The organism is Natrinema sp. HArc-T2 (assembly GCF_041821085.1).
Classification (GTDB): domain Archaea; phylum Halobacteriota; class Halobacteria; order Halobacteriales; family Natrialbaceae; genus Natrinema.
On the sequence record NZ_JBGUAZ010000001.1, the window covers coordinates 629,696 to 651,851 of the forward strand.

General features: G+C 61.1%; 17 protein-coding genes and 1 tRNA gene. 7 read left to right on the forward strand and 11 right to left on the reverse strand.

Annotation, left to right across the window (positions count from 1 at the left end; genetic code table 11):
* The 4 genes from ACERI1_RS03215 to ACERI1_RS03230 form a co-directional block, all read right to left on the reverse strand.
* Positions 1–2,082, reverse strand: coding sequence for a type II secretion system F family protein (locus ACERI1_RS03215; RefSeq protein WP_373616587.1), 2,082 nt, complete (start codon positions 2,080–2,082; stop codon positions 1–3).
* A complete protein-coding gene (locus tag ACERI1_RS03220; RefSeq protein ID WP_373616588.1) occupies positions 2,079–5,927 on the reverse strand; it encodes an ATPase, T2SS/T4P/T4SS family in 3,849 nt (1,282 codons plus the stop codon). The genes ACERI1_RS03215 and ACERI1_RS03220 overlap by 4 nt, the downstream gene beginning before the upstream one ends.
* Positions 5,928–6,476: 549 nt before the next feature.
* A tRNA-Arg gene (locus tag ACERI1_RS03225) sits at positions 6,477–6,549 on the reverse strand.
* Between the two features lie 16 nt (positions 6,550–6,565).
* On the reverse strand, positions 6,566–6,865 hold the full coding sequence (locus tag ACERI1_RS03230; RefSeq protein ID WP_373616589.1) for a twin-arginine translocase TatA/TatE family subunit: 300 nt from the start codon (positions 6,863–6,865) through the stop codon (positions 6,566–6,568).
* A 300-nt stretch (positions 6,866–7,165) separates the two neighbouring features.
* On the opposite strand from ACERI1_RS03230, the gene ACERI1_RS03235 reads away from it, so the two are divergent.
* The 3 genes from ACERI1_RS03235 (at position 7,166) to ACERI1_RS03245 (ending at position 8,785) form a co-directional block, all read left to right on the forward strand.
* Positions 7,166–7,645: a redoxin domain-containing protein gene (locus ACERI1_RS03235; protein ID WP_373616590.1), complete on the forward strand. Its 480-nt coding sequence runs from the start codon at positions 7,166–7,168 to the stop codon at positions 7,643–7,645.
* Positions 7,646–7,711: 66 nt separating this feature from the next.
* Positions 7,712–8,527 (forward strand): HD domain-containing protein, encoded by an 816-nt coding sequence (locus tag ACERI1_RS03240; RefSeq protein WP_373616591.1) that lies wholly within the window; start codon positions 7,712–7,714, stop codon positions 8,525–8,527.
* A gap of 63 nt (positions 8,528–8,590) precedes the next feature.
* A complete protein-coding gene (locus ACERI1_RS03245; RefSeq protein WP_373616592.1) occupies positions 8,591–8,785 on the forward strand; it encodes a XapX domain-containing protein in 195 nt (64 codons plus the stop codon).
* A 15-nt stretch (positions 8,786–8,800) separates the two neighbouring features.
* Here ACERI1_RS03245 and ACERI1_RS03250 read toward each other — a convergent pair whose 3' ends face one another.
* From ACERI1_RS03250 to ACERI1_RS03275, 6 genes are all read right to left on the reverse strand, one after another.
* On the reverse strand, positions 8,801–8,992 hold the full coding sequence (locus ACERI1_RS03250; RefSeq protein WP_373616594.1) for a hypothetical protein: 192 nt from the start codon (positions 8,990–8,992) through the stop codon (positions 8,801–8,803).
* 84 nt (positions 8,993–9,076) lie between these two features.
* Positions 9,077–10,915, reverse strand: coding sequence for an FAD-binding protein (locus tag ACERI1_RS03255; protein WP_373616595.1), 1,839 nt, complete (start codon positions 10,913–10,915; stop codon positions 9,077–9,079).
* Between the two features lie 2 nt (positions 10,916–10,917).
* The gene (locus tag ACERI1_RS03260) at positions 10,918–11,790 is read right to left on the reverse strand and encodes a succinate dehydrogenase/fumarate reductase iron-sulfur subunit (protein ID WP_373616596.1); all 873 of its coding nucleotides are present in this window, start codon (positions 11,788–11,790) and stop codon (positions 10,918–10,920) included.
* 1 nt (position 11,791) lies between these two features.
* Entirely contained in the window at positions 11,792–12,157 is a 366-nt protein-coding gene (locus ACERI1_RS03265) for a succinate dehydrogenase hydrophobic membrane anchor subunit (RefSeq protein ID WP_373616597.1), read from the reverse strand.
* Positions 12,157–12,582 (reverse strand): succinate dehydrogenase, cytochrome b556 subunit, encoded by a 426-nt coding sequence (sdhC, locus tag ACERI1_RS03270; RefSeq protein WP_373616598.1) that lies wholly within the window; start codon positions 12,580–12,582, stop codon positions 12,157–12,159. Before sdhC ends, ACERI1_RS03265 begins: the two co-directional genes overlap by 1 nt.
* 193 nt (positions 12,583–12,775) lie before the next feature.
* On the reverse strand, positions 12,776–13,858 hold the full coding sequence (locus ACERI1_RS03275) for a succinylglutamate desuccinylase/aspartoacylase family protein (protein ID WP_373616599.1): 1,083 nt from the start codon (positions 13,856–13,858) through the stop codon (positions 12,776–12,778).
* Between the two features lie 207 nt (positions 13,859–14,065).
* Between ACERI1_RS03275 and ACERI1_RS03280 the strand changes: the two genes are divergently transcribed.
* The 4 genes from ACERI1_RS03280 to katG all read left to right on the forward strand — a co-directional run bounded on the left by ACERI1_RS03280 (position 14,066) and on the right by katG (position 20,663).
* A complete protein-coding gene (locus tag ACERI1_RS03280) occupies positions 14,066–14,821 on the forward strand; it encodes a GNAT family N-acetyltransferase (protein WP_373616600.1) in 756 nt (251 codons plus the stop codon).
* Between the two features lie 326 nt (positions 14,822–15,147).
* A complete protein-coding gene (locus tag ACERI1_RS03285; protein WP_373616601.1) occupies positions 15,148–16,617 on the forward strand; it encodes a flippase in 1,470 nt (489 codons plus the stop codon).
* A gap of 86 nt (positions 16,618–16,703) precedes the next feature.
* Positions 16,704–18,047 carry a RimK family alpha-L-glutamate ligase gene (locus ACERI1_RS03290; protein WP_373616602.1) on the forward strand — a complete coding sequence of 448 codons (1,344 nt, stop codon included), beginning with the start codon at positions 16,704–16,706 and terminating at the stop codon, positions 18,045–18,047.
* 474 nt (positions 18,048–18,521) lie between these two features.
* Positions 18,522–20,663, forward strand: a complete 2,142-nt coding sequence (katG, locus tag ACERI1_RS03295; RefSeq protein ID WP_373616604.1) for a catalase/peroxidase HPI — start codon at positions 18,522–18,524, stop codon at positions 20,661–20,663.
* Between the two features lie 83 nt (positions 20,664–20,746).
* Here the strand turns inward: katG and ACERI1_RS03300 are convergent, their stop codons facing one another.
* Complete coding sequence (locus ACERI1_RS03300; RefSeq protein WP_373616605.1) at positions 20,747–22,048, reverse strand: hypothetical protein; 1,302 nt, start codon at positions 22,046–22,048, stop codon at positions 20,747–20,749.
* Between the last annotated feature and the right edge of the window lie 108 nt (positions 22,049–22,156).

A 22,156-nucleotide genomic window follows, 5' to 3' on the forward strand; every position in this document is an offset into this window, starting at 1 on the left:
TTAGGCCACCAGTGTCCAGCCGATGAGTGCGACCGAGGACAGCCCGATAACGTATTTCAACCCACTCAGCAGGTCGGCATCCCGAATGTAGCCACAGATGAATCCGGACATGATCGCCTGAAGCGTCACCGCGTGGAAGAACAACACCGACAGCATGTCGACATCGATGTTCTCGCTCAAGTTCGCTCCGCTCATCGCTCCTCCACCCGCTCCACTGGCACTGCTCGCACCGCTCGCACTGGCTCCACCACCACCGGAATTCAGTCCGGCCATCGTGTCGATGAACTGTGTTTTGAGAATCGCAATCACTGCCAGCACCGTCATAAATGTCATAATAATGATTACGATCTGCATGCGCGTGCGCGATTTGCGCTCGCGCTCGATGTCGTCGTGGTTCTCACTTGCACGTGCAGCCGTCCGAAGCACGTCCGAGATCTGATTTGAAGCCTCCTGGGCCTCAGTGATGAGCCGCGTCGTCCGCGCGAGGCGTGGGATGTGATACTTGTTGTTGAACTCGATGAGCGCCTCCGTCAGGTTCATCCCGTAGTTGACCTTCGTATACATCATCTCGAACTCACGAGCGAGCTTTCCGCTCGTGGTATCTGAGACGGCCTTGAGCGACTCGAGCAGCGTCAAGCCAGTGTCGTTCGAACTCGAGAGCTTCCGCAGGTCCTCCGAGAGTTTGTTGACGACCGCGTTTCGATGGCGAACGTTCCACTCGCGAAAGATCGCAAGCGGCACCGTCGTGATATATAACGGCAAGTAGAGGTAGATGACTGTCCCCCAGATCGGTTTCTCGAGGAGCTGTCCCCACGACGTCGGTGCCGATCCGGTCACCATTGCCGTCACGACGATGAGCACCGAGATGGGGCCGGTCACGACGAGCGTGATCAATGGATGGTCACGGAAGAAGAGGTGGGGTTTCCGCAGCACCTCGAGTGTCTCGTGGGTCCCCTCGCGGTTTTTGATCCGATCGAACACGCGGTGCTCGCCGGTGAACTGCTCGACGAGTCCGAGGCTCAACAGCCCGTCGTTTTGTCCAGTTTCGGTCCGCTGGTCGGTCGCTCCCATCGAAAGGTAGCCGTCACCGGGTTCGTCGTGTTTGACCGTCGAGACGAGGACGAGAAAGCCGACCCCGATCATCGGAATCAGCGCGTAGACGACCATATAGAGCATCTGGTCCGTCACGCTGGCGTTCGGGATCATCTTCATCACGACCATGATGATGATGAGCAACAGCGGGAACAGCGACAGCGTCATGTACATCTCACCGAATAGCTCGAGCGTCTCGAGGGTGAGCTCCTGTTCCTGCTTTGCCGTGCGCATGTGCTTTTCTTTCTTGTCCTCGAGGAAGCTCTCCATGTCACCACCACTGTTGACGATCGAGAGCATGTCCGTCAGGAACTGTGAGAGGTCGTCGCTGGGCGTCTCGAGGGCCTGTTTCCGGATCGCCGTCCGGTAGTCGATGTCGAAGTACTCGGTCTCTTTGACAATGCTCTGAAACTCCTTTGCGACCTCGCCGTAGGTGTCGTCGGCCTGGGCCATCGCCTCGATGATCTCGAGTTGGTTCAGACCGCCGACCGACAGCGCATACATGAACGACACCGAGTCGGTCAGCAGCATGTTGATCTCGCGTTTGCGGGTCGAGGCGCGCGAGTAGGGTATCGAGACCATCAAGCCGAACCCGATCGCGAATCCGATCGAACCGAACAGTAGTCCGCTGAAGAAGACGACCGCCGGCACGCGAAGCATCTCGATGATCGTAAGCAGCAGGCCGTTGCCGACCGGCATACCGATGAGCGGTTCGTTCGAGAGGAAGCCGAGCGCGAAGAGACCGTAGCCAAGCAACAGTCCGATCAGCCAAAGGCTCAGCCCGCTGATCGTTCCGATACCAAGCGATCGAGAGAGGTACAGTTCGACCGTATCGGTCATCCGCGCCTGGGAGAGTTTCGTCTCGACGTCAGCGACGAACTCGCTGTCGTCGCTGAACAGGCGATCGTACAGCGGATAGAAGCGATCTCCCAGCGCATCGGAACTCGCCGACATCCCAGAGCCGCCACTGCTGTCGGTTTTCAAACTCATGCGTCTCCGTCCTCGTCGGTGTCGTCGTCAGTCTCGTCTTCGGGCTCGAAGATCCCCGTGTTGCTGTCGGCCAGTGCGTCGTCGGTGTCCGTGCTGTCGTCTTTGAAAATCGATCCGTCGTCGCTCGTCTCGCTGCTGTCGAACAGCGACCCGTCGTCGCCGTCGTCTGTATCTGCCTCGCCATCGCTGAAGATCGAATCAGTCTCGTCGCCGAATATCGACGTGTTATCGTCTCCGTCGGCATCAACTGGTGTCGACCGGTCGGCTGACGTATCAGCCTCAGCTGACCGTGTCCCACCGGCAGGGTCCGTTGAGTCAGCCGCGTCCGCCTGACCCCTGGGCGGATCCGACGTGTCGCCCTCGATGTCAATCGTCGGTGACTCCGGCTCGGGTTCCGTCGTCTCGTCCCCATCCATCGCCGGTTCGTCGGTGATGTCGATCGTCGGTGGCTTCGGTTCGGCCTCATCGCTCGAGGCCGCATCCGACTCGTCGTTGTGCTGTGTGCCGGAGTCGCTGTCCGAACCCTCATCGGACGACTCCGGATCGAAGATCGAATCGAGATCGTCCTCCGGAAACATCGACTCGAATCCGGAGGCGTTCGCGTGACCAGCCGCCTCTTCGCTGTCGCTTGCTTGATCGCCGTCCGTGTCGTCGAGTTCGTCTATCGTCTCACCCATGTCGTCGAACAGTCCGACCAGATCCTCGCCGTCGGCGTCGCCAGTGTCATCTTCCGGAGAGGTTGTCGACTCGGGTTGTGCCTCGTCGGTTTCGTCGGTCGGTTCCGCGGACTGACTCGCAGCAGTCGAGCCTTCGACCGACATCGGTTGGCTCTCGTCGGTTGGCAGTTCCGTCTCGACGCCACGGTCGCTGTCAGTCGCCTCGAGAGCTGTCTCTGGCGATGCAGGTGACTCGCTGTTCGAGTCGGTAGCCGGTTCGGCTTCATCGGCGATTGGTGCCGGCTCGAGTGCGCTTGGGCCATCGTCGGCTTCGGCGGCAGTTTCAGCGCCGGCTGCATCGGCTGTCGAATCAGCAGTGGCCGCCGTATCGTCGTTGCGCTCTTCGTCGGATCCGATGGCGAACCCGGTGTCTTCGCTGAGCCACGCCGGTTCGTCGCCGATGCCCTCGTCACCGACGGCGAACGCTGTCGAGTCATCGCCGAGTTCCCACTCGTCCTCGTCGACGTCGTCGTCGACGGCACCGGCGAAGTCGAACTCGTCGATGTCAGCGCGATCGACATCGATGGAACTCTCTTCCTCAACGTCGCCGAGTGCGCTCGCGAGACCGCTTGGTACCTGTCCCCGGTACTCCTCGAACAGCGACTCCTCGGCCCGCTCTAAGATGTCCATCGAGAGGTTGTACGTCTCGTTCGTCGCCTCCGGACGTGGGACGAGCTCTTCTTTCTCCTGATCGACGTCGATCAGAACGCTTTCCATCTCACGGAGGTCCTCGAGACTGTCCTCGAGTTGGCCGTTCGCGATCAGTGTGAGAATGGTGTCGGGATCGTTGATGAACGCTTGCACTGTCGCGGCGACCTGCGCGTACGTGTTCAGCCCGTTCTTGATGAGATACGCGAGGATGACCTCTCGTTTGAACAGTTCCTCCTTGAGTTTCTCGTTGCTCCAGCCGCGGTCGAACTGGATCTCCTCTAAGGTGTTCGAGTCCCCCATCTTGAGGTACTCGTCGGTCTCGGCTTGCCACTGGTAGACGTCCTGAACGTTGATCTCGTCGTGTTCGGCATCGTAGTGGTTGATCTCGGTCAGTGACTTGTTCCGGCGGACCTTTCGGCCCTGCACCCGCGTCTGAGTCTGGATGGAGACCAGATCCAGCGCGGTGAACATCGTCTTCGAGACGTTGATCGGGTCCGTCGTGAACCGCTTGAGGACTTCGTCGACGGAGTCGGCGTGGAACGTCGTGTAGGTGGTGTGACCCGTCGACATGACCTGGAACAGCGTCCGACCTTCCTCACCACGGATCTCACCCATGACGATGTAGTCGGGGCGCTGTCGCAGTGCGGCTTCCAGCAGGTCGAACTCGTCGACGTCACCCTGCTCGTCGTCGGCAAACGAGGGTCGAGTGACGCTTGCGATCCAATTTCGCTGGGGGAGTTCGACCTCGCGGGTGTCCTCGATCGAGACGATCTTCGCACTCGAGGGAATAAACAGCGACACCGCGTTTAGCGAGGTCGTCTTCCCGGACGCAGTACCGCCGGCGAAGATCAGGCTCTTGTGATTTTCGATGGCGAGCCACAGAAACGCCATCTCGTCCAGACTGAAGGTGTTCCAGTTGATGAGGTCGATCGGAGTAAACGGAACGTCCTTGAACTGTCGGATGGTGTAGTTGGTCCCGTGGTCGGAGACTTCCTTGCCAAGCGTTAGCTGGGCACGCGAGCCGTCAGGCAGCGTTGCGTCGACCTGCGGAAGCCGCTTGCTGATCCCCTTTCCGGAGCGCTGGGCGAGTTTGACGACGAAGTCGTCGAGTTCGTCTTCGCCGTGGTAGACGTTCGAGATGATCTGTTCGTACTCGGAGTGATAGACGAACACCGGCGAGTTGTAGCCGTCGACGGAGATGTCCTCGACGTTGATGTCGTGTTTGATGCCGTCGATGCGCTCGTAGCCGATGAAGTCGCGTTTGAGCAAATAAAGTAGCTTCTCAACCTGATACTCGCTTAGCGTGTCCGGATCGTCCGCGAGAATCGCTGGCTCGGGGCGTACCTCGATCCCCTCGAGCTGACGCGGGCCATCTTCGGCGTCAGCCTCGTCGTCCTCATCGTCGAGCAGTCCCTGCAGCGTCTCGAGAATTCCTTTCGACGTGTCATCCGATGTGGCCTCGAAGAGATCGTATCGCTCGAGAAGGCGTCGGGCTTCGTCCTCTATAACCGTTCGTCGGCCATCCTCCGTGGCTTTCTCCTTGATGCCCTCTTCGGCGTACTTGATCGCCGTCCTGAGCTTGCCCGAGAGGAACTCCTTAAGTTCCTCCTCGATCTCGTTCTGGTACGGCTCGACCATGTAGTACTTCTTTTCGTTCTCTTTCTCCGAATGGAAGATCACGACGAAAGCATAGGGTTTGTTCACCCAGTAGCGCTCGACCTCGCGAAAGTGGGTCTTTTTCTCCATCGGGACGGCCTTCTCGAGGTCGTAGCGGTTCGAGACAGTGGTGTTGTCCGCAGCCGTCGAGAAGAACTCGTCCTCGTCGATGTCTTCTTGGATGTTGACCGTCCGCTCTTCGACGATGTCGTCGAGCTCGAGGGCGGCGTCGTTTCCGGCTGCAAGCCGTTGCTCGAGCGTGTCGGGATCGAAGCCGAGTGACTCCTCCTTGTCGTGGCGAACGATGTGGCCGTTGCTATCGCGTGGACGACTCCCGTCGTCGTTGTAGTAGTATTCCCACTTGTAGTGTTCCCACGTCCAGGTGTCCTTGACGACCGGCGTCGTCTCTGGATCGACGTACTCGAGGAAGCTGTCCCAGAGCGTGTCCGCGTTGTCGCCGGCGATCGGCACGACGTGGTCTGCGAGGTCGTCCGGATGATGGCCCAGATACGTTTCCGGATCGAACTCGACTTGGTTCCAGTCGTCTCTGCTGGGAACCGTCGTCTCGATTTCCTCGTCGGTATCGAGCCCGAGCTGGTCGTCCGCATCGGCTGGTTCGGGCTCGTCCGGATAGAGGACGGATACCTCGTCACCATACCCGTACTCGTTCATGAACTCCTCCCACGTGTACTCCCCGACACGGACGGCCGAGTTCGTGCTCGGCCCTGCTTCGTGGGATTGTGCTTCTTCCGACGCAGAATCGGACGCCTCCCCCTCAGAAAAGTCCCCGGCATCCGATTGGTCGGCTTCGTCAATAGCCATTACATTCATACTGAAGTTCACCCCTCAAAAAATTCATCCGCCCATTACCATTTCTGATAATTTTCTCCGACTGTTTTTGACTGACCGGCCCCTGCTTGCTGGCAATCTCTTCAATTCATAAGTCTGACTCTTCGTCTCATCGCGGCCCGGTCGGTTTGATGACCACTGGTACTGTCCCACGGTATCCATTCTCATTGGAACGATCGTCTAGCAGCAACTTCGCTTCGAACCGACGGGATCGTGGTGGTTTCAGACGGGCTGCTGTTCCGCTGGCCCGACCCGAACGCAGGCGGTCACGGGCACACCGGATCCACTGCAGGCAGCCGTCTGACGGCGGTCCGTCTCAGTTCGAGGAGGGCAACTGGGCAGCAATTACGGTGAGACACACTCGAGAGACCGTAGGCGTAGCGGCCCGCTCGCCACTATGTGGCTCGCTGCACGGGCGCGACGGGATTCGAACCGTAATCAGACGTGCTCGCGATGCTGCGCGCGCCTGGTAGGGTTTCGAATCTCCGTGCTCGTCCGCTCCTCACGTCCGTTCGTCGCGGACGGGCGTGGCGGGATTCGAACCCACGATCAGAAGGTTAGGAACCTCCTGCCCTCTCCGCTAGGCCACACGCCCCGGCGTAAAAGAATCGTCAGTTGGGTTCTGTCTCGACGTCCGTCTCTTCCTCGCTGGTTACCGGCTCCGTGTCGACGAACTCGTCGTCGTCACCGCCAGCACTCTCGTCGTAGTCTCCGGACTCGCGCATTTCCTCGAGTTCCGATTCGACCTTTTCGCGCCCTTTCTGGAATTCACCCATGGCTTCACCGGTCGACCGTGCCAGCTTCGGGATCTTGTTGGCTCCGAACAGCAAGATGGCAAGGAGCAGGATGACGCCCAGCTCCATCGGCCCGAATCCGCCGGGGATGAACAGCGGTGTTAGTTCGGCTTGCATTTCTACGCACAGCTTGTCCACTGGCAATTATAACCTTTTTGGACCACTTAGGTAATCAAGCGGCCACGACAGTCCGTCTACGAACGAGATTCGCCGAAAAATGAATCGACACAGCTCGAGTATACTCTCGTCTCATACGGTCTGCTGTCACGATGTCCCGGTGGGACCGCAGTGCGGGCCGCGGTCCCACCGGCACTGACTGACAGGAGTCCGTATCAGCGACGGGACCGCTGACTGCCGTCCGTCGAAACCGTTCCGCGAACGAAACTGTCTTTCCCGCGTGGTTGCAACGGACTGACGATGGTAACGACCGGAGACGCCGCACCCGATTTCACCGCACCGCTTGCGAACGGCGACATCGAGGAGTTCACCCTCTCGGAACGGCTGGAAGACGACGCGCCGATCGTCCTGGCTTTCTTCCCCGGCGCGTTCACGAGTGTTTGTACGACCGAGATGTGTACGTTCCAGGATCGGCTGGCCACCTTCAACGACCTCGACGCCAGCGTCTACGGTGTCAGCCGGGACTCGCCGTTTACGCTCAACGAGTTCCGTGCACAGAACGACCTCGAGTTCGGCCTGCTCAGCGACTACAACAAGGAGGTCGTCGACGACTACGACATCGAGATGGACTTCGCCGATCTGGGCGTCTACGGCGTCGCCAAGCGCTCGGTGTTCGTCGTCGACGGCGACGGCGAGGTCGTCTACTCGTGGGTTAGCGACGACCCCGGCGTCGAGCCCGACTACGACGAGGTCGAGGCAGCAGTCGAGAACTGCTCCTAACGACCACCTGCGGACCAGCCTGCCACCCGTCGCAGAACTTTTTTAGTCCGCACCCGAGAGATCAGTATGAGCGATTCTGCCGCCGACGAGGATTCCCGCCGTGTTTACTCTCCCGACGACGACCACGCGTTCCCCGATGAGAAGCTCAACCGAGTCCTCGAGTACATCAAGGCCGACGAAGAGATCGCAGCGTACCTCGAGGCACAGAACATCAACGCGGTCGATCGGATGCGATACAACGACCACGGGACGAAACACATCGAGATCGTCCGCAACCGGGCGCTGTGTCTGTACGACCTGCTCAAGGTCGGCAACGTCGATTTCAACGGGGCTCGCCAGCAGGGACTGGCCGAGGAAGACGAATCTGTCATCATCGCGCTCGCGGCGACGCTCCACGATGTCGGCCACGTCGTCCACCGCGACAGCCACGCCTACTACTCGATCCCGCTGGCGGCAGACATCCTCGAGCGGGTCCTCCCCGAATTCTACGATGTCGCCGAGACCGTCCGAATGAAAGGCGAAATCCTCCACGCCATTCTCTGCCATCACACCGCCGAGACGCCGCTGACGACCGAAGCCGGCGTTATTCGCGTCGCCGACGCCCTCGATATGGAACACGGTCGCTCTCGCATTCCCTACGAGTCCGGCGGTCGTGGGATCAACACCCTCTCGAGTCAGGCGATCAGTCGCGTGTCGCTCCAGCAGGGCGATACGACGCCCGTCATGGTCGAGATCGAGATGACCAACGCCGCCGGCGTCTATCAGGTCGACAACCTACTCAAAGCCAAACTGAAAGATTCCGGCCTCGCAGATCAGATCCGGATCGTCGCCGTCAACACGAACGAAAATCGCGAGCAGTTGGTCGAACGGATCGAGCTCTAGCGGACTCGAATTCGGCTCGATGAACCGCTACACTGACTTACAGCCAGCCGTATAGGAAACGCAATGTCGACGCAGCTTACGGTTTTGGCGCTTCTGACCGGGTTGGTCACCGGTGGACTGTTTCGATTTCTCAATATCCCGATCCCTGCACCGCCGGAGCTTCCCGGTCTCATGGGTATCGTCGGGATCTATCTCGGATACAGGGTGGTCGAGTATTTCGGCGTCGGTGTCGATCTCCTCGAGACGCTCGGCCTGTAGCTCCAGAAGGCCCGGTTACGCTGACCGGACGCTCACCGAGAGCCGCATCGCAGCCCAGATCAACAACAGAATCGCCGCGGGTGCGAACACAGTGGCGACGAACGGCAGCAGGGTCGGTGGGAGGTAGCTATAGAGGAGAACGCCAGTCCCGACGAGCAACAAGACGAGAACCACGGGGGCTCGCCGGTCGGTTCGATCGTCGTCCATAGCGAGGACATGGTACGACGGACCTATAAACCGTTCTACTCGAGGCGTCGATCGCGCTGAAAAATCGGAATCTGAATCGCGAGGTTAGTAGCTTCGCACTTTCGGCTCGTAGGTCTTGTTCTCTCCCTCGAGGATGACCGGGCGATAGAAGATCGAGGGTTTGCCGTCGTCCCAGGAGACGAGCGTGTGTTTGAGCCACTCCTCGTCTTTGCGTTCCTGGTGTTCCTTGCGCCAGTGAGCGCCACGGAACTCGTCACGGACGAGCGCACCGAGTGCGATCGTCTCGGCGACGTCGATCAGGTTCCGTGTTTCGATGGTCTGCTGGAGGTCCGTGTTGAACGTCCGCGACGGGTCGTCGACGTAGACGTCCTGATACTCTTGGCGGCACTCGCGGATGATCTCCAGCGCCTTCTTGACGCCCTCCTCGGTCCGGAAGACGTTGACGTAGTCGGTCATCGCCTGCTGGAGCTTCGCGCGGATCTCGGAGTGTTGGATGCCGTCGTCTTTGTCCATCAGTCCGTCGACGCGCTCGCGGGCCGTCTCGACGTGTCGCTCGAGGACGCCCTCTGCATCGACGGAGACACCGCCGTCGGCGGCGACGCCGCCGCTCGTCTCGAGTCCCGCTGCGCCGGGGGCAACCGGGAACTCGGTGTCGGTTTCGTCCTCGACGTCGTCGCCGTAGCCGGTCTTGATCTCGGCCTCGCCGAGGTCGCCGCCGGCAGCGTGGTAGCCAGCGCGCCGACCGAAGACGATCAGTTCCGGCAGGGCGTTGCCGCCCAGTCGGTTGCCGCCGTGGACGGAGACACAGGCACACTCACCGGCAGCGTAGAGGCCATCGATACAGGTCTGGCCGTTCTCGTTGACCTCGATGCCGCCCATCGCGTAGTGCTGGCCGGGTTTGACCGGCATCGGCTCGATGAGACCGTCGACACCCTCGAAGTCCTCCGCGAGGTGCAGAATGTTCTCGAGGCGGTCCATGATGCGCTCTTCGCCGAGGTGGCGCATGTCGAGGTGGACGTACTCGTCGTCGACGCCACGGCCCTCGTTGACCTCCGTGAGCTCTGCTCGAGCGACGACGTCGCGGCTGGCGAGTTCGCCGGAGTTGTTCGCGTAGCCGTGCTCGAACATGAAGCGTTCGCCCTCGTTGTTGTAGAGGATGCCACCTTCGCCACGGACACCCTCGGAGATGAGGACACCCGTCGACGGCAGCGACGTCGGGTGGAACTGGATGAACTCCATGTCCTCGAGGGGGACGCCCGCACGATAGGCCATCGCCTGTCCGTCGCCGGTACAGGAGACGGCGTTGGTCGTGTGGTCGAACGCCTGGCCGGGGCCACCGGTCGCGAGGACGACGCCCTCGTTGGCCTTGAAGCCCTCAATCGTACCGGATTGAACGTCGTAGGCGACGACGCCGTGACACTCGCGGTCGTTGGGGTCGTCTTCGTCGGTCGTCGCCAGATCCATGACGTACCACTCGTCGTAGACCTGAATGCCGCGTTTGACGACCTGTTCGTACATCGTGTGCAGCAGGTGATGGCCGGTCTCGGCACCAGCGTAGGTCGTCCGCGGGTACGAGAGGCCACCGAACGGTCGCTGTGAGACAGTGCCGTCTTCCTCGCGGGAGAACGGCATCCCCCAGTGCTCGAGGTTGATGGTCTCTTCGGGGGCGTCCTGGGCGAGGGTCTCGACCGCCGGCGCGTCGCCGAGGTAGTCCGACCCCTTCATCGTGTCGTAGGCGTGGAGTTCCCAGTCGTCGCCTTCCTGTAAGGCGGCGTTGATGCCACCTTCCGCAGCGCCAGTGTGGCTGCGGACGGGGTGGAGCTTCGTGACCATCGCCACGTCGGCTCCCGCTTCGTGCGCTGCGACCGCGGCTCGGAGGCCGGCACCGCCGGCGCCGACCACGATAACGTCGTGTTCGTACATGATTACCAGAACTTCAGGTTTTTCTTGACTGCTTCCCGCTTGAGCTCCTGAATGTGCTCGGTGAGCGGAATGTCTTTCGGACACACTTCGGTACAGGAGAACTGGGTCTGGCACCGCCAGACGCCGTGTTCCTGTTCTAAGATGCGGAGTCGGTGTTCTTTGATATCCGCTTCCTCGCGGTCGTCCATCGCGAACTTGTAGGCCTTGTTGATCGCCGCAGGGCCAAGATACTCGTTGTCGCCGGCTGCGATGTTACACGAGGACATACAGGATGCACACCAGATACAGCGCGTGGACATCTTGACCTTCTCGCGGTTTTCACGCGACTGGCGCTGTTCTTCGAGTTCGCTCGCGTCGGGCGTGTCTTCGCTCTTGAAGTACGGCTCGACGGCGTGCATCTGGTCGTAGAAGTGGTCCATATCGACGACCAGGTCCTTGACGACCTCCTGATGTGGCAGCGGCTCGATGCGGATCGGCTGCTCTAAGTCGGAGATCTGGGTCTTACAGCCCAGTCGCTGCTTGCCGTTGACGAAGAAGGCGTCGGAACCACAGACCGCCTGCCGACAGGAGTGTCGGAACGTCAGCGACGAATCGTACTCGTCGCGGGCGTACATGACCGCGTCGAGGACGGTCATCCCCTTCTCGAAGGGAACGTGGAAGTCGTCGAATCGGGGTTCCTGTTTTGCCGCGACCTCGGGGTCGTAGCGGAACACCTTGATGTGGACCGTCTCTCCATCGATTTCGGCCTGGCTTTCGTCACGCTCGTCGACCATGCCGCCGCCTTTTTGCTTCTCGGCTGCCGGAGACTCCGCGCCTTTCATCTCCGGGTCTTCCGGTGCTTCTTGCGTGTCGGGTTCGGCTTGTTGCGTGCTCATGTTAGATCATTTCCCCCATCACGAGTGCGACGTAGGTCCCCTGTGCGACGAGTGCGAGCCCGGCAAGGGTCAGCACCGCCAGGATGACCTTCTTCTGGGTGCCCTTGAGGCCCTGGTTGACCAGCGCGTTGTAGACGCCGTTGACGCCGTGGAACGCGGCGGTGACCAGGAACAGGACCATCGTCAGGAGGTAGCCGATGTTCTCCATTCGGGCCTGAGTACCCATGAAGGTTACCTCGTACGCGTGGTTGACGAAGTGCAGAAGGAAGAAGTGGAAGGCGAGGACGACGACGAGAAACGCCGCCGTGATTCGCTGGAAGAACCAGCCGGTCCCGCCGGGCGTAAACGAGGAGTATCGTTCTGCCATTAGAGACTCACCCCCGTCAGGAAGGTCGGGACGCTGGCGACGGTGATCGCACCCGTCAGCACCAACGAGGCGTAGAAACTCTTGTCCTGTGCCTCGAGTCCGACGCCCAGATCGACCATCAGCAGGCGGAGGCCGTTCAAGATGTGGAAGACGGCCACCGCGAGCAGGCCGATCTCGAGCAGCCGGATGAGGAACAGGCTCTCGAGTCCCTGCAGCGTCGTGGTGTAGACGTCCGTTTCGCTCATGATTGCCGCTTCGTTACCGGCTGCGCCGAGAGAAGTGCTCAGCACGGAAATGTGGGTAAACAGGTAGCCGATCAGGATCCATCCGGTGAACTTGTGGAAGATCCATGCCCACATCCCGGCCGAGAACTCCTTCCAGCGCCCGAAGTCCTCGACGAGACCGCGATTGTAAGACTGACTCATACGCTCATGTGGTCCGTTAGACCGCGGGGGTATAGAAGTTACTTTTATCTTGTCAGCCACCGCCTCAGTGCATCACTGACGTGACAGAACTGAAACTCGTTTTTGACTGGTCACCGAATCGGTTCGGGTCAGTACGACCGCCGCGTTACCCGTGGTGTGTGTGAGCGCTGTCCCAAAGCGCTCAGCCGCGATCTCAGAGTTCCGACCGAGACCGCTCGGTCGTCCGCTCTCGCTCGAGCGCGGTGAGCGTATCCGGCGAGAGGCCGACCAGATGGCAGAGCGGATTCCCCGGGTAGACGACGGGGTTCTCGAGGACGCCGACGATGAGGCCGGTAAACGGCGCTTCGACGGTGACGATGTCTTCTTCTTCTTTGAACGGGTTGGTGATGGCACAGATCACTTCGCCTTCCTCGACGAGCGCACCGCGACCGCGTTTCATGTCGACGATACCGCCGGCGTCGGCGCGGAGCCAGGTCTTCTCGTCGTCGGTGTCGATGACGGTCCGCCAGCCGGGCCAGTGGACCGACGACTCCCGGTGGAGGCCGAACTCGGCGAGCACGCTCGCGACGCCGGTGAGCGCGCGATCGATCAGCCGGCGCTGGAAGCGGTGGGCTTCGCCCATCTCGACGGTGATCGTGGGGATACCGGCTTCGCTGGCTTCGCGGCGCAGCGTTCCGGACGGGCCCTCGCCCGCGATGATAACGTTCGAACTGAACGCGTTGGCGAGTCTGGAAACGTCCGGTCGCTCCATGTTGCCCCGAACGTGGAGCATGTTCGTCCGCCCGCGTGTCGACGTGTGGAAGTCGACGCCGAGGTCACAGGGTTCGATGAAGTTCGTGAAGATCTGGTGGGCCATCCGTCTGGCGCTGGTCGACCCCTCGCGGCCGGGGAACGACCGGTTTAAGTCCCGGTCGTAGATCGGCAGATACCGTTCCTGTGCGATGAAGCCGGGGACGTTCATCACGGGCAGACAGACCAGCGTCCCGTGGAGGATCGAGTGATCCCAGTCGTGGGCGACCTCGCGGACGACTTCGATGCCGTTGAGTTCGTCGCCGTGGGCCGCCGCCGAGAGAAAGACCGTCGGCCCTGGGTGTTCGCCGTTGATCACCGTGACGGGAATCCTGACCGGATCCCCGAGATACGTTTCGCTGATCCCATACCGGATGTTCGCCGACTCGCCGGGATCGACGCGCCCGCCGTTGTACGTAAACGGCTCGTTCGTCACGTCGGTTTCGTGTCCGTCGTCGGGCGGTTCGGTCGCCGTATCGTCGCTCATAGAAAGTTCTCCGGGGGCATCACCGTGAATCTTCCCCCTTGGCTATCGCTCGAGGAGACTGTGTATCGTCTCTGAAAGTCGTCGTTGACTGGTTCTCGGGCCGTTTCGTGTCACTTTCGCGGCGAACGCCGAGTTCGTTCGAACAACGGATAGCAGAATCTGGGGTTGTGGGCATACGTTTTGTATCATGCCGTGCTATGGTCACCCATGGAAATTCGAGAGGCGACCGAATCGGATGCCGAAGCGATTCGCACCATCGCACACGACTCGCTCAACTCTACGTACACGGCGTTTCTCGCCGAAGAGACGATCGACGATGCGATCGAGCAATGGTACGGTAATTCGTTCGTCGACGATCTCGACGACGACCGCGTGGTCTTTCTGGTCGTCGAAGACGATGACGACGAGATCGTCGCCTTCTCCCAGAGCGAACTGATCGGCCAACAGACACACACCGGCCATCTCCTCTGGTTGCACGTCCATCCCGACCACCGTGACGGCGGTACCGGCGTCCGACTCCTCGTTCGAACCCGCGAGACGCTGCTCGAGAAGGGCGCCGACGAGATCCAGTGTTTCGTGCTCGAGGACAACGAGGTCGGCAACGAGTTCTACCGCACTCACGGCTTCGAGCAGGCCGGCCAGCGCGAGATCGAGATCGGCTCGGAGACGTTCACGGAGAACGTCTACGTCGAAAGCGACCTCGAGGGCGACGGCGAGTGGGGTGCGATCGACGAGGTCACGGTCGACGGTGAGACGGTCTACGTGAGCTACGGTGAAGCGGCCCGTGGTTCGAAGGCACCGTTTTACACGGCCTACCGGACCGAAGACCGGGACGAACGCTACGCCTGGCTCTGTGGGAACTGTGACTCGATCGATAACGCGATGGACGCGATGGGACGGATCGAGTGTAACAACTGCGGGAACCGGCGGAAAGCGACCCGGTGGGACTCCGCACACCTCTAGACAACGTCGAATTCGGTTCTCACCGTCGTTCGTGCGATGGCTACTCGGTGCCGTGACCGACCGTAACGAGTGTCTATCCGGTCCGTACGGTTGCCTTTCAGCTGTTTGAATCGCGTTACCACCTGCTTCGCTCTCAATCGGTTCGGAAGGCGGCCTGGGACGGATTCCGTGCCGAAACACCAACTGTCACTGCTGTTGTGATGACTGCCTGCCGTCTGTTGTCCCCGCATTACAATTGGTCGACCCGTCGATGCGAGGTGTACGTGGGTCACTCTCGGCTGCACCGCCGGATGACTATGGGTGTCTCGTCGGGGTGAGTACGTCGAATGAACAGGGAAGATCACATCGTTCACGGCTTCAAGGCAACGCTCGTTGCGCGCGCGGTCTACATGCTTTCAAGCGCGCTTCTAATGTTCGTACTGGCGCGGTTCCTCCTCGATCCGAACGGATACGGCACGCTGTACTGGGCGATCGGGGTGCTGGCCATTATCCAGCTCTTTGCCGATCTCGGTCTCTCGCGATCCGTCGCTCGGTATCTCTCCGAGTATCGCGAGACGGATCCGGGACAGGTGCCGTATCTCCTCAAGACGACGGTCGCGGCTAAACTCGTCTTGATCACGTTCATCGCGTACGTGCTGTTGCTCTACCACGAGTGGATCGCGACCGCGCTCGGCGAACCGGAGGCGATCCCCTTTCTCGCCGCGGGCGTCCTCTATCTCGTCGCTTTTTCGTTTAGTACCTTCTCGCAAGTGGCGTTTCAGGGCTTCAACCACCTCGGCTACAGCGCCATCGTGCAGGCGATCAGCGGCGCGGGACGGCTGATATTTGCTGTCGCGTTCGTCCTCGCTGGCCTCGGCGCGCTCGGTGCGTTTTTCGGATACATCGTCGGCTACGCACTCGCCGGCGTCATCGGCATTGGGATCCTCTACTACGGGTTCTACAGACAGTACGATCCAGCCGACGAGTACGAGGAGGGGCTCTCGAGACGGCTGCTCGAGTACAGCGTGCCGCTGACAGCAACCCAGAGTGCGAACGTCATCGACAAGCAGATCGACATCGTCCTGGTCGGACTCTTCCTCAACCCGGCTGCAGTCGCGTTCTACACACTTGCAAAGCAAATTTCGGATTTCGTCCTCGCACCCGCCGCGTCGCTTGGCTTTACCATCTCGCCGAACTTCGGCGAACAGAAGGCCGCGGGCGAACTCGAGAAGGCCAGACGGATCTACGAGACCTCGCTGACGAACGTGTTGTTGCTCTACATTCCGGCAGCGGTCGGGCTCGCGATCGTCGCGGGGCCGTTCCTGACAATGGTCTTCGGGACCGATTACGCGGCGGCGGTGCCGGTGTTGCAGGTGCTTGCAGGCTTCGTCGTGTTGCAGGCGATCACGAACCTGACCAGTGACAGTTTGGATTATCTGGGGCGTGCTCGAGCGCGTGCCATCGCCAAAGGCGCAACGGCGGTCGCTAATTTCGGGCTGAACATCCTGTTGATTCCGTGGATCGGCGTCGTCGGTGCGGCGATCGCGACGGTCGCGACACATACGGTGTACGTGGCGGTGAACCTCTATGTCGTCCACACCGAACTCGATTTGAACGTCGTCCGGCTTGCCCGCACGACGGGCCTGATCTGTGCGATTACTGGCGTGATGGCGGTCGCCGTCTTGCTCGTGACGCCGCTTGTCTCGAGTCTGTTCATGTTGGGTGGTGCGATCGCCATCGGTGCGATCACCTGGGCGCTGCTCGCGGTGGTCAGCGGGCTGGTCGATCCGGGACAGGTGCGGTCAGTGATTAGTTAATAGTCATGTCTGCTACGATAGCGCGTGGCCCTGTGTGAGTCGCCTGAACTGCCAATACTTATCCGACGGGTGGGAGTCTAGCCTGTATGACCGGTGCAGATCCCGTAACTGTCGGGGTATTGAGTCTTCATACGAGCAAGGAAACGAAAGCAATTCTCAACGCCGTCGAGGATCTCGGACACGACACTGAGTGGCTTCGCGCGGAAAACACGTCGATCAGCGTCACCGACGGCAGTCCCGTTCTCGATCCCGAGGTCGACGTGATCGCAAACCGGATGTTGCTCTCGAATACCGAACAGCCCGCCGAGGAACTGGGTCTCGCGAACACGTTCTCCCAGCTGGTGCCGACGCTCAACGAGCCGGATTCGGTGCTGACCGCGATCCACAAGCTCTCGACGGCGACCGCACTCGCGGGGAACGACGTCCGGACGCCCGATGTCACACTTGCGCTAAGCGGCGATCAATTGAATGCCGCACGGAGTCGGTACGGTGAGGAGGCGGTCTACAAGACGGCGATCGGCACCCACGGCGGCGGGACGTGGAAGGTCGGCCCCGACGATCCGATCAATGCCAAGGTCGGCAACCGGTATGCGTTCCTGCAGGAACTGGTCGATCAGGAAGACGTCCGCCACCGCGATCTGCGCGTCTACGTCGTCGGCGGCGAGGTCGTCGCCGCGATGTATCGCTACGCGCCGGACAACGATTGGCGAACCAACGTCGCACTCGGCGGCTCCGTCGAAAACGCGACCGACGACCTCCCCGAGGAGGCTGCCGAGATGGCCCAGCGCGCAGCTGACATCGTCGATCTCGACTACGCCGGTGTCGACCTCGTCGAGGGCGACGACGGCTGGTACGTCCTCGAGGTAAACCCCACCGCCGGCTTCAAGGGGCTCTACGAGGCGACACAGGTCAGCCCCGCACCCTACATCGCCAAACTGGCGATCGAACGTGCCGGCGGCGAGGTCGACGACGGTCGCGTGCGAGACCTCTCGAACGTTCTCGACGACTCCCGGCCGACGGCCCAGCCGACGGAAGCGATCGCACAGGACACCGAACCAGCCGTGATCGGCTACACCGAGGAGGTCGTCCTCTCTGGCACGAGCGGGTCGAAATCGGTACTGGCCAAATCCGACACCGGCGCGACGCGGACGAGCATCGACACGAGCCTCGCCGCCGACATCGGTGCCGGACCGATCAAATCCATCACCCGGATCCGCTCCGGCAGCAGCAAGCAGGCCAAGAGCCGACCGGTTGTCGACGTCGTCGTCGGCGTCGGCGGTAACCAACACACCGTCACGGCAAGCGTCGAGGATCGCGGTCACATGGACTATCCCGTCCTGCTTGGTCGAGATATCCTCGAAAACTATCAAGTAGATGTTAGCCGACGCATCGACAGCGACGTGGCCGATACCCCCGAAGAAGAAGAGTAACAACGAGCCCTCGATAGCTTCCTGCCGATTGGGCGGAACTCGATTTTTTGCCGACTGTTGTCTGTTCGGCACACAAACTCTTCCTTGATCCGATGTCGTCATCGGTATGAACCATGTCTCCACGACGACAGTCCAAACCATGGATTCGGTGATCTGGAAGTGCTTGCTCTCGCGACCAAGGAAACCCGAGCGCTATCGCTGCTCAACTCCGTCGAACCAAGCAAGACTCCAGAACGCTCTATTGCCGACTCGGGCGGCCCGCTGCTGATAGCTAGCGACTGTCTTTTCAGACACAGGCCTATGTGGCCCTGGGAACTCCAGTACGCAGCGACAGGTCACAGCTGGAGTGTGGCTACATGGCGTACGCTTACCACTGATAAAAAATCACGAATGAGTAAGATTGCTTTTCGTACTCAGAATACTTCGTTGCAGAAGTAGGAAATCTTAATAGGCGAAATCAACAAACACCTACTGATGACTGGGTCTGACCAAGACTGGTGGCCAAATCAGTTGAACTTGGAGATTCTCGATCAGAACGCTCAGCAAGTCGATCCGCGGGGCGAGGAGTTCGACTACGCTGAGGAGTTCGAGAAACTCGACTTCGAGGCCGTCAAAGCGGACATCGAAGACGTATTGACGACATCGCAGGAGTGGTGGCCGGCTGACTACGGTCACTACGGACCGCTAATCATTCGGATGGCGTGGCACAGCGCCGGTACGTACCGTACCACCGACGGTCGTGGTGGCGCATCCGGCGGTCGCCAGCGTCTCGCGCCGCTCAACAGTTGGCCCGACAACGCGAACTTAGACAAGGCACGTCGACTGCTCTGGCCTGTCAAGCAGAAGTACGGCCGCAAGCTCTCGTGGGGCGACCTGATCGTCCTAGCCGGGAACGTCGCCCTCGAGTCGATGGGATTCGAGACGTTCGGCTTCGCCGGCGGTCGTGAAGACGACTTTATGCCCGACAAGGCCGTCGACTGGGGTCCCGAAGACGAGATGGAGGCTTCCGATCGCTTCGACAACGAGGGCGAACTCGAGGATCCCCTCGGCGCGACCGTCATGGGGCTGATCTACGTGAACCCGGAGGGACCGGACGGCGAGCCGGACCCCGAAGCGTCGGCGGCGAACATTCGCGAGTCGTTCGCCCGAATGGCGATGAACGACGAGGAAACGGCCGCGCTCATTGCCGGCGGCCACACGTTCGGGAAGGTCCACGGTGCCGACGACCCCGACGAGCACGTCGGCCCCGAGCCCGAAGCAGCCCCGATCGAAGAGCAGGGGCTGGGCTGGAAGAGCGATCATGGCTCCGGGAAGGGAGCCGACACGATCACCAGCGGGATCGAGGGCCCGTGGAACACCACGCCGACCCAGTGGGACATGGGCTACATCGACACGCTCCTCGAGTACAACTGGTGGCCCGAGAAGGGTCCCGGCGGTGCCTGGCAGTGGACCACGCAGAACGGCGAACTCGACGAGGCTGCACCCGGCGTCGAGGACCCGTCGGAGAAAGAAGACGTGATGATGCTCACGACGGACATCGCGCTGAAACAAGATCCGGACTACCGCGAGATCCTCGAGCGCTTCCAGGAGAATCCACGTGAGTTCCAGAAGACCTTCGCGAAGGCGTGGTACAAGCTGATTCACCGTGACATGGGCCCGGCAGAGCGGTTCCTCGGACCGGAAGTGCCAGACGAGGAGCTGATCTGGCAGGACCCGCTCCCCGACGCAGACTACGAGCTGATCGGCGAGGACGAAATCGCCGACCTCAAAGCGGAGCTCCTCGAGTCGGACCTCTCGATCTCTCAACTGGTCAAGACCGCCTGGGCGGCGGCGTCGACGTACCGCGACAGCGACAAGCGCGGCGGCGCGAACGGGGCCCGGATTCGCCTCGAACCCCAGCGGAGTTGGGAAGTCAACGAGCCCGACGAGCTCGAGACGGTGCTGGAAACCCTCGAAGGGATTCAGGCGGCGTTCAACGACTCGCGAGCCGACGGCGTGCGAGTCTCGCTCGCCGACCTGATCGTGCTTGGCGGCAACGCAGCGATCGAGCAGGCGGCGGCAGATGCCGGCTACGACGTGGAGGTCCCGTTCGAGCCGGGCCGGACCGACGCCACGTCCGAACAGACCGACGTCGAGTCCTTCGAGGCGCTCAAACCGGAAGCAGACGGGTTCCGGAACTACCTCAGTGACGAGGCTGACCGCAAGGCCGAAGCGTTGCTGGTCGACAAAGCAGACCTCCTGGACCTGACAGCCGACGAAATGACGGTCCTGGTCGGCGGGATGCGCACGCTGGGTGCGACCTACCAGGACTCGGACCTCGGCGTCTTCACTGACCAGTCGGAGACGCTGACCAACGACTTCTTCGAGACCGTCCTCGGCATGGACTACGAGTGGGAACCGGTCTCGGACGACAGAGAGGTCTTCGAACTGCGCGACCGCGAAACCGGTGAGGTCGAGTGGAAGGGCTCGCGCGTCGACCTCGTCTTCGGGTCGAACTCCCGACTTCGTGCCATCACGGAAGTCTACGGCGCCGAAGACGGCGAGGAGCAATTCGTGCAGGACTTCGTGGACACATGGAGCAAGGTCATGAAGCTCGACCGCTTCGACCTCGAGTAACCGAGCCGCAGCGATCGTCCGGCGGACGGTTGCAGTGACGGTGGCCGTTCCGCGGCGGGATCGCTATCCGTCGTCCGTGCCGGTCACTCGCTGTGGATAACGACTTCGTCGTCCGTGATCTCTTTTATCCGTGACGCGTCGACTGGATAGTCCTCGTCACCGTGACCGCCCCAGTCGAGGCGCGCTTTGAGTCGGTCCGTGAGACCTGGTTCCGGGTCGACGTACGCCGTCTGCCCTTCGACCTCGGCGACCATGCCGATCTGTTGCCCCGAATCGTCGATCACGTCTTTGCCCTGCTCGTCCTGTGAGAGCGAGATCGACGCCGGTTCGCTTGCCTCGTCCGCCGTTCCCGTGTCGGTTCCGGCGTCGACCGTTGGGCCGGTAGATTCGGCCTCCATTCCGCCGGCCGGTTCGGCCTCGACCCCGCCGACTTCCATCTCGCCGTACTCCTCGACCTCGATGATCTCGCCTTCGATCACCTCGCTGGCGACAACCTCGGACTCGAGCAGTTCAGTCTCCTCGAGCGTGTATCGCATCTGTACCTGCTCGTCCAGTTCCTCTTCGACCGTGCGGCGCTCGATCAGTTCGCTTCGGACCGTGTCACCCTCGGTCCGCTGGCTCTGGATCACTTCCCGTTCGATCACTTGATCGGTCGTCACGTCCGAGCGGACGACGTCGCTCTCGAGGATTGATCGCTGGACGCTCTCGAGTTCGATGTCCGTCTCGACCGCCTCGATCTCGTCGTGCTCGAGTTCCTCGTCCTGTTCGATATCGACGTCGACGACGCGGCTCTCGACGATGTAGCGTTCGATCTCCTCGATGGTTTCGAGGTAAGTCTCGTCGACGATCAGCTCGATGACGTCGTCGTCGATGAACTCGGTCTCGACGATCTCGCGACCGAGCAGCTCGGAGTCGACGATCTCCCGCTCGACCAGTTCGGTGTCGACCACTTCGCTCTCGATCGTGTCCCGTTCGACGATCTCCTGTTCGATTACCTGCGTCTCGACGATTTCGGTCGTCACCGTCTCGCCGCGTCGGAGCGAGTCCTCGAATTCGTCCCGGCCCAGATCGGCCCGCTCGAACGCCTGCTCGCGCTCGACGATCTCGAAAAAGCCCAGCCCCTCGCCGGCCGGTTCCTCCTCGTGATAGACGAACACGAGGTCCTCATCATCCAACGTGTTGCTGAACTCGTCCCACGAGTGCTCCTCGTGGTCCTCTCCGAGTTCGTCACGGCGGGCAAACGAGTAGCCGTGGCCCTCGCGGTCCCGAACCGAAACCGGAACAGCATCGCGGGCCTCGGCCCACTCTCTGACCCGCTCGGAATCGGTTGTCATGTGTCGTTGTTCGGCCGTATCTGTCTCGGTCGAAGATGTGTCGTCTACCATCTCTTTTGGCGATGGAACCAACCTGTACTTCAGTCATCAGGGTCATCCCATCAATTTACTGTCTCGTTTCTCGGGACCCCTTTCACGGCCTGAATTGTCGGGTGTGTA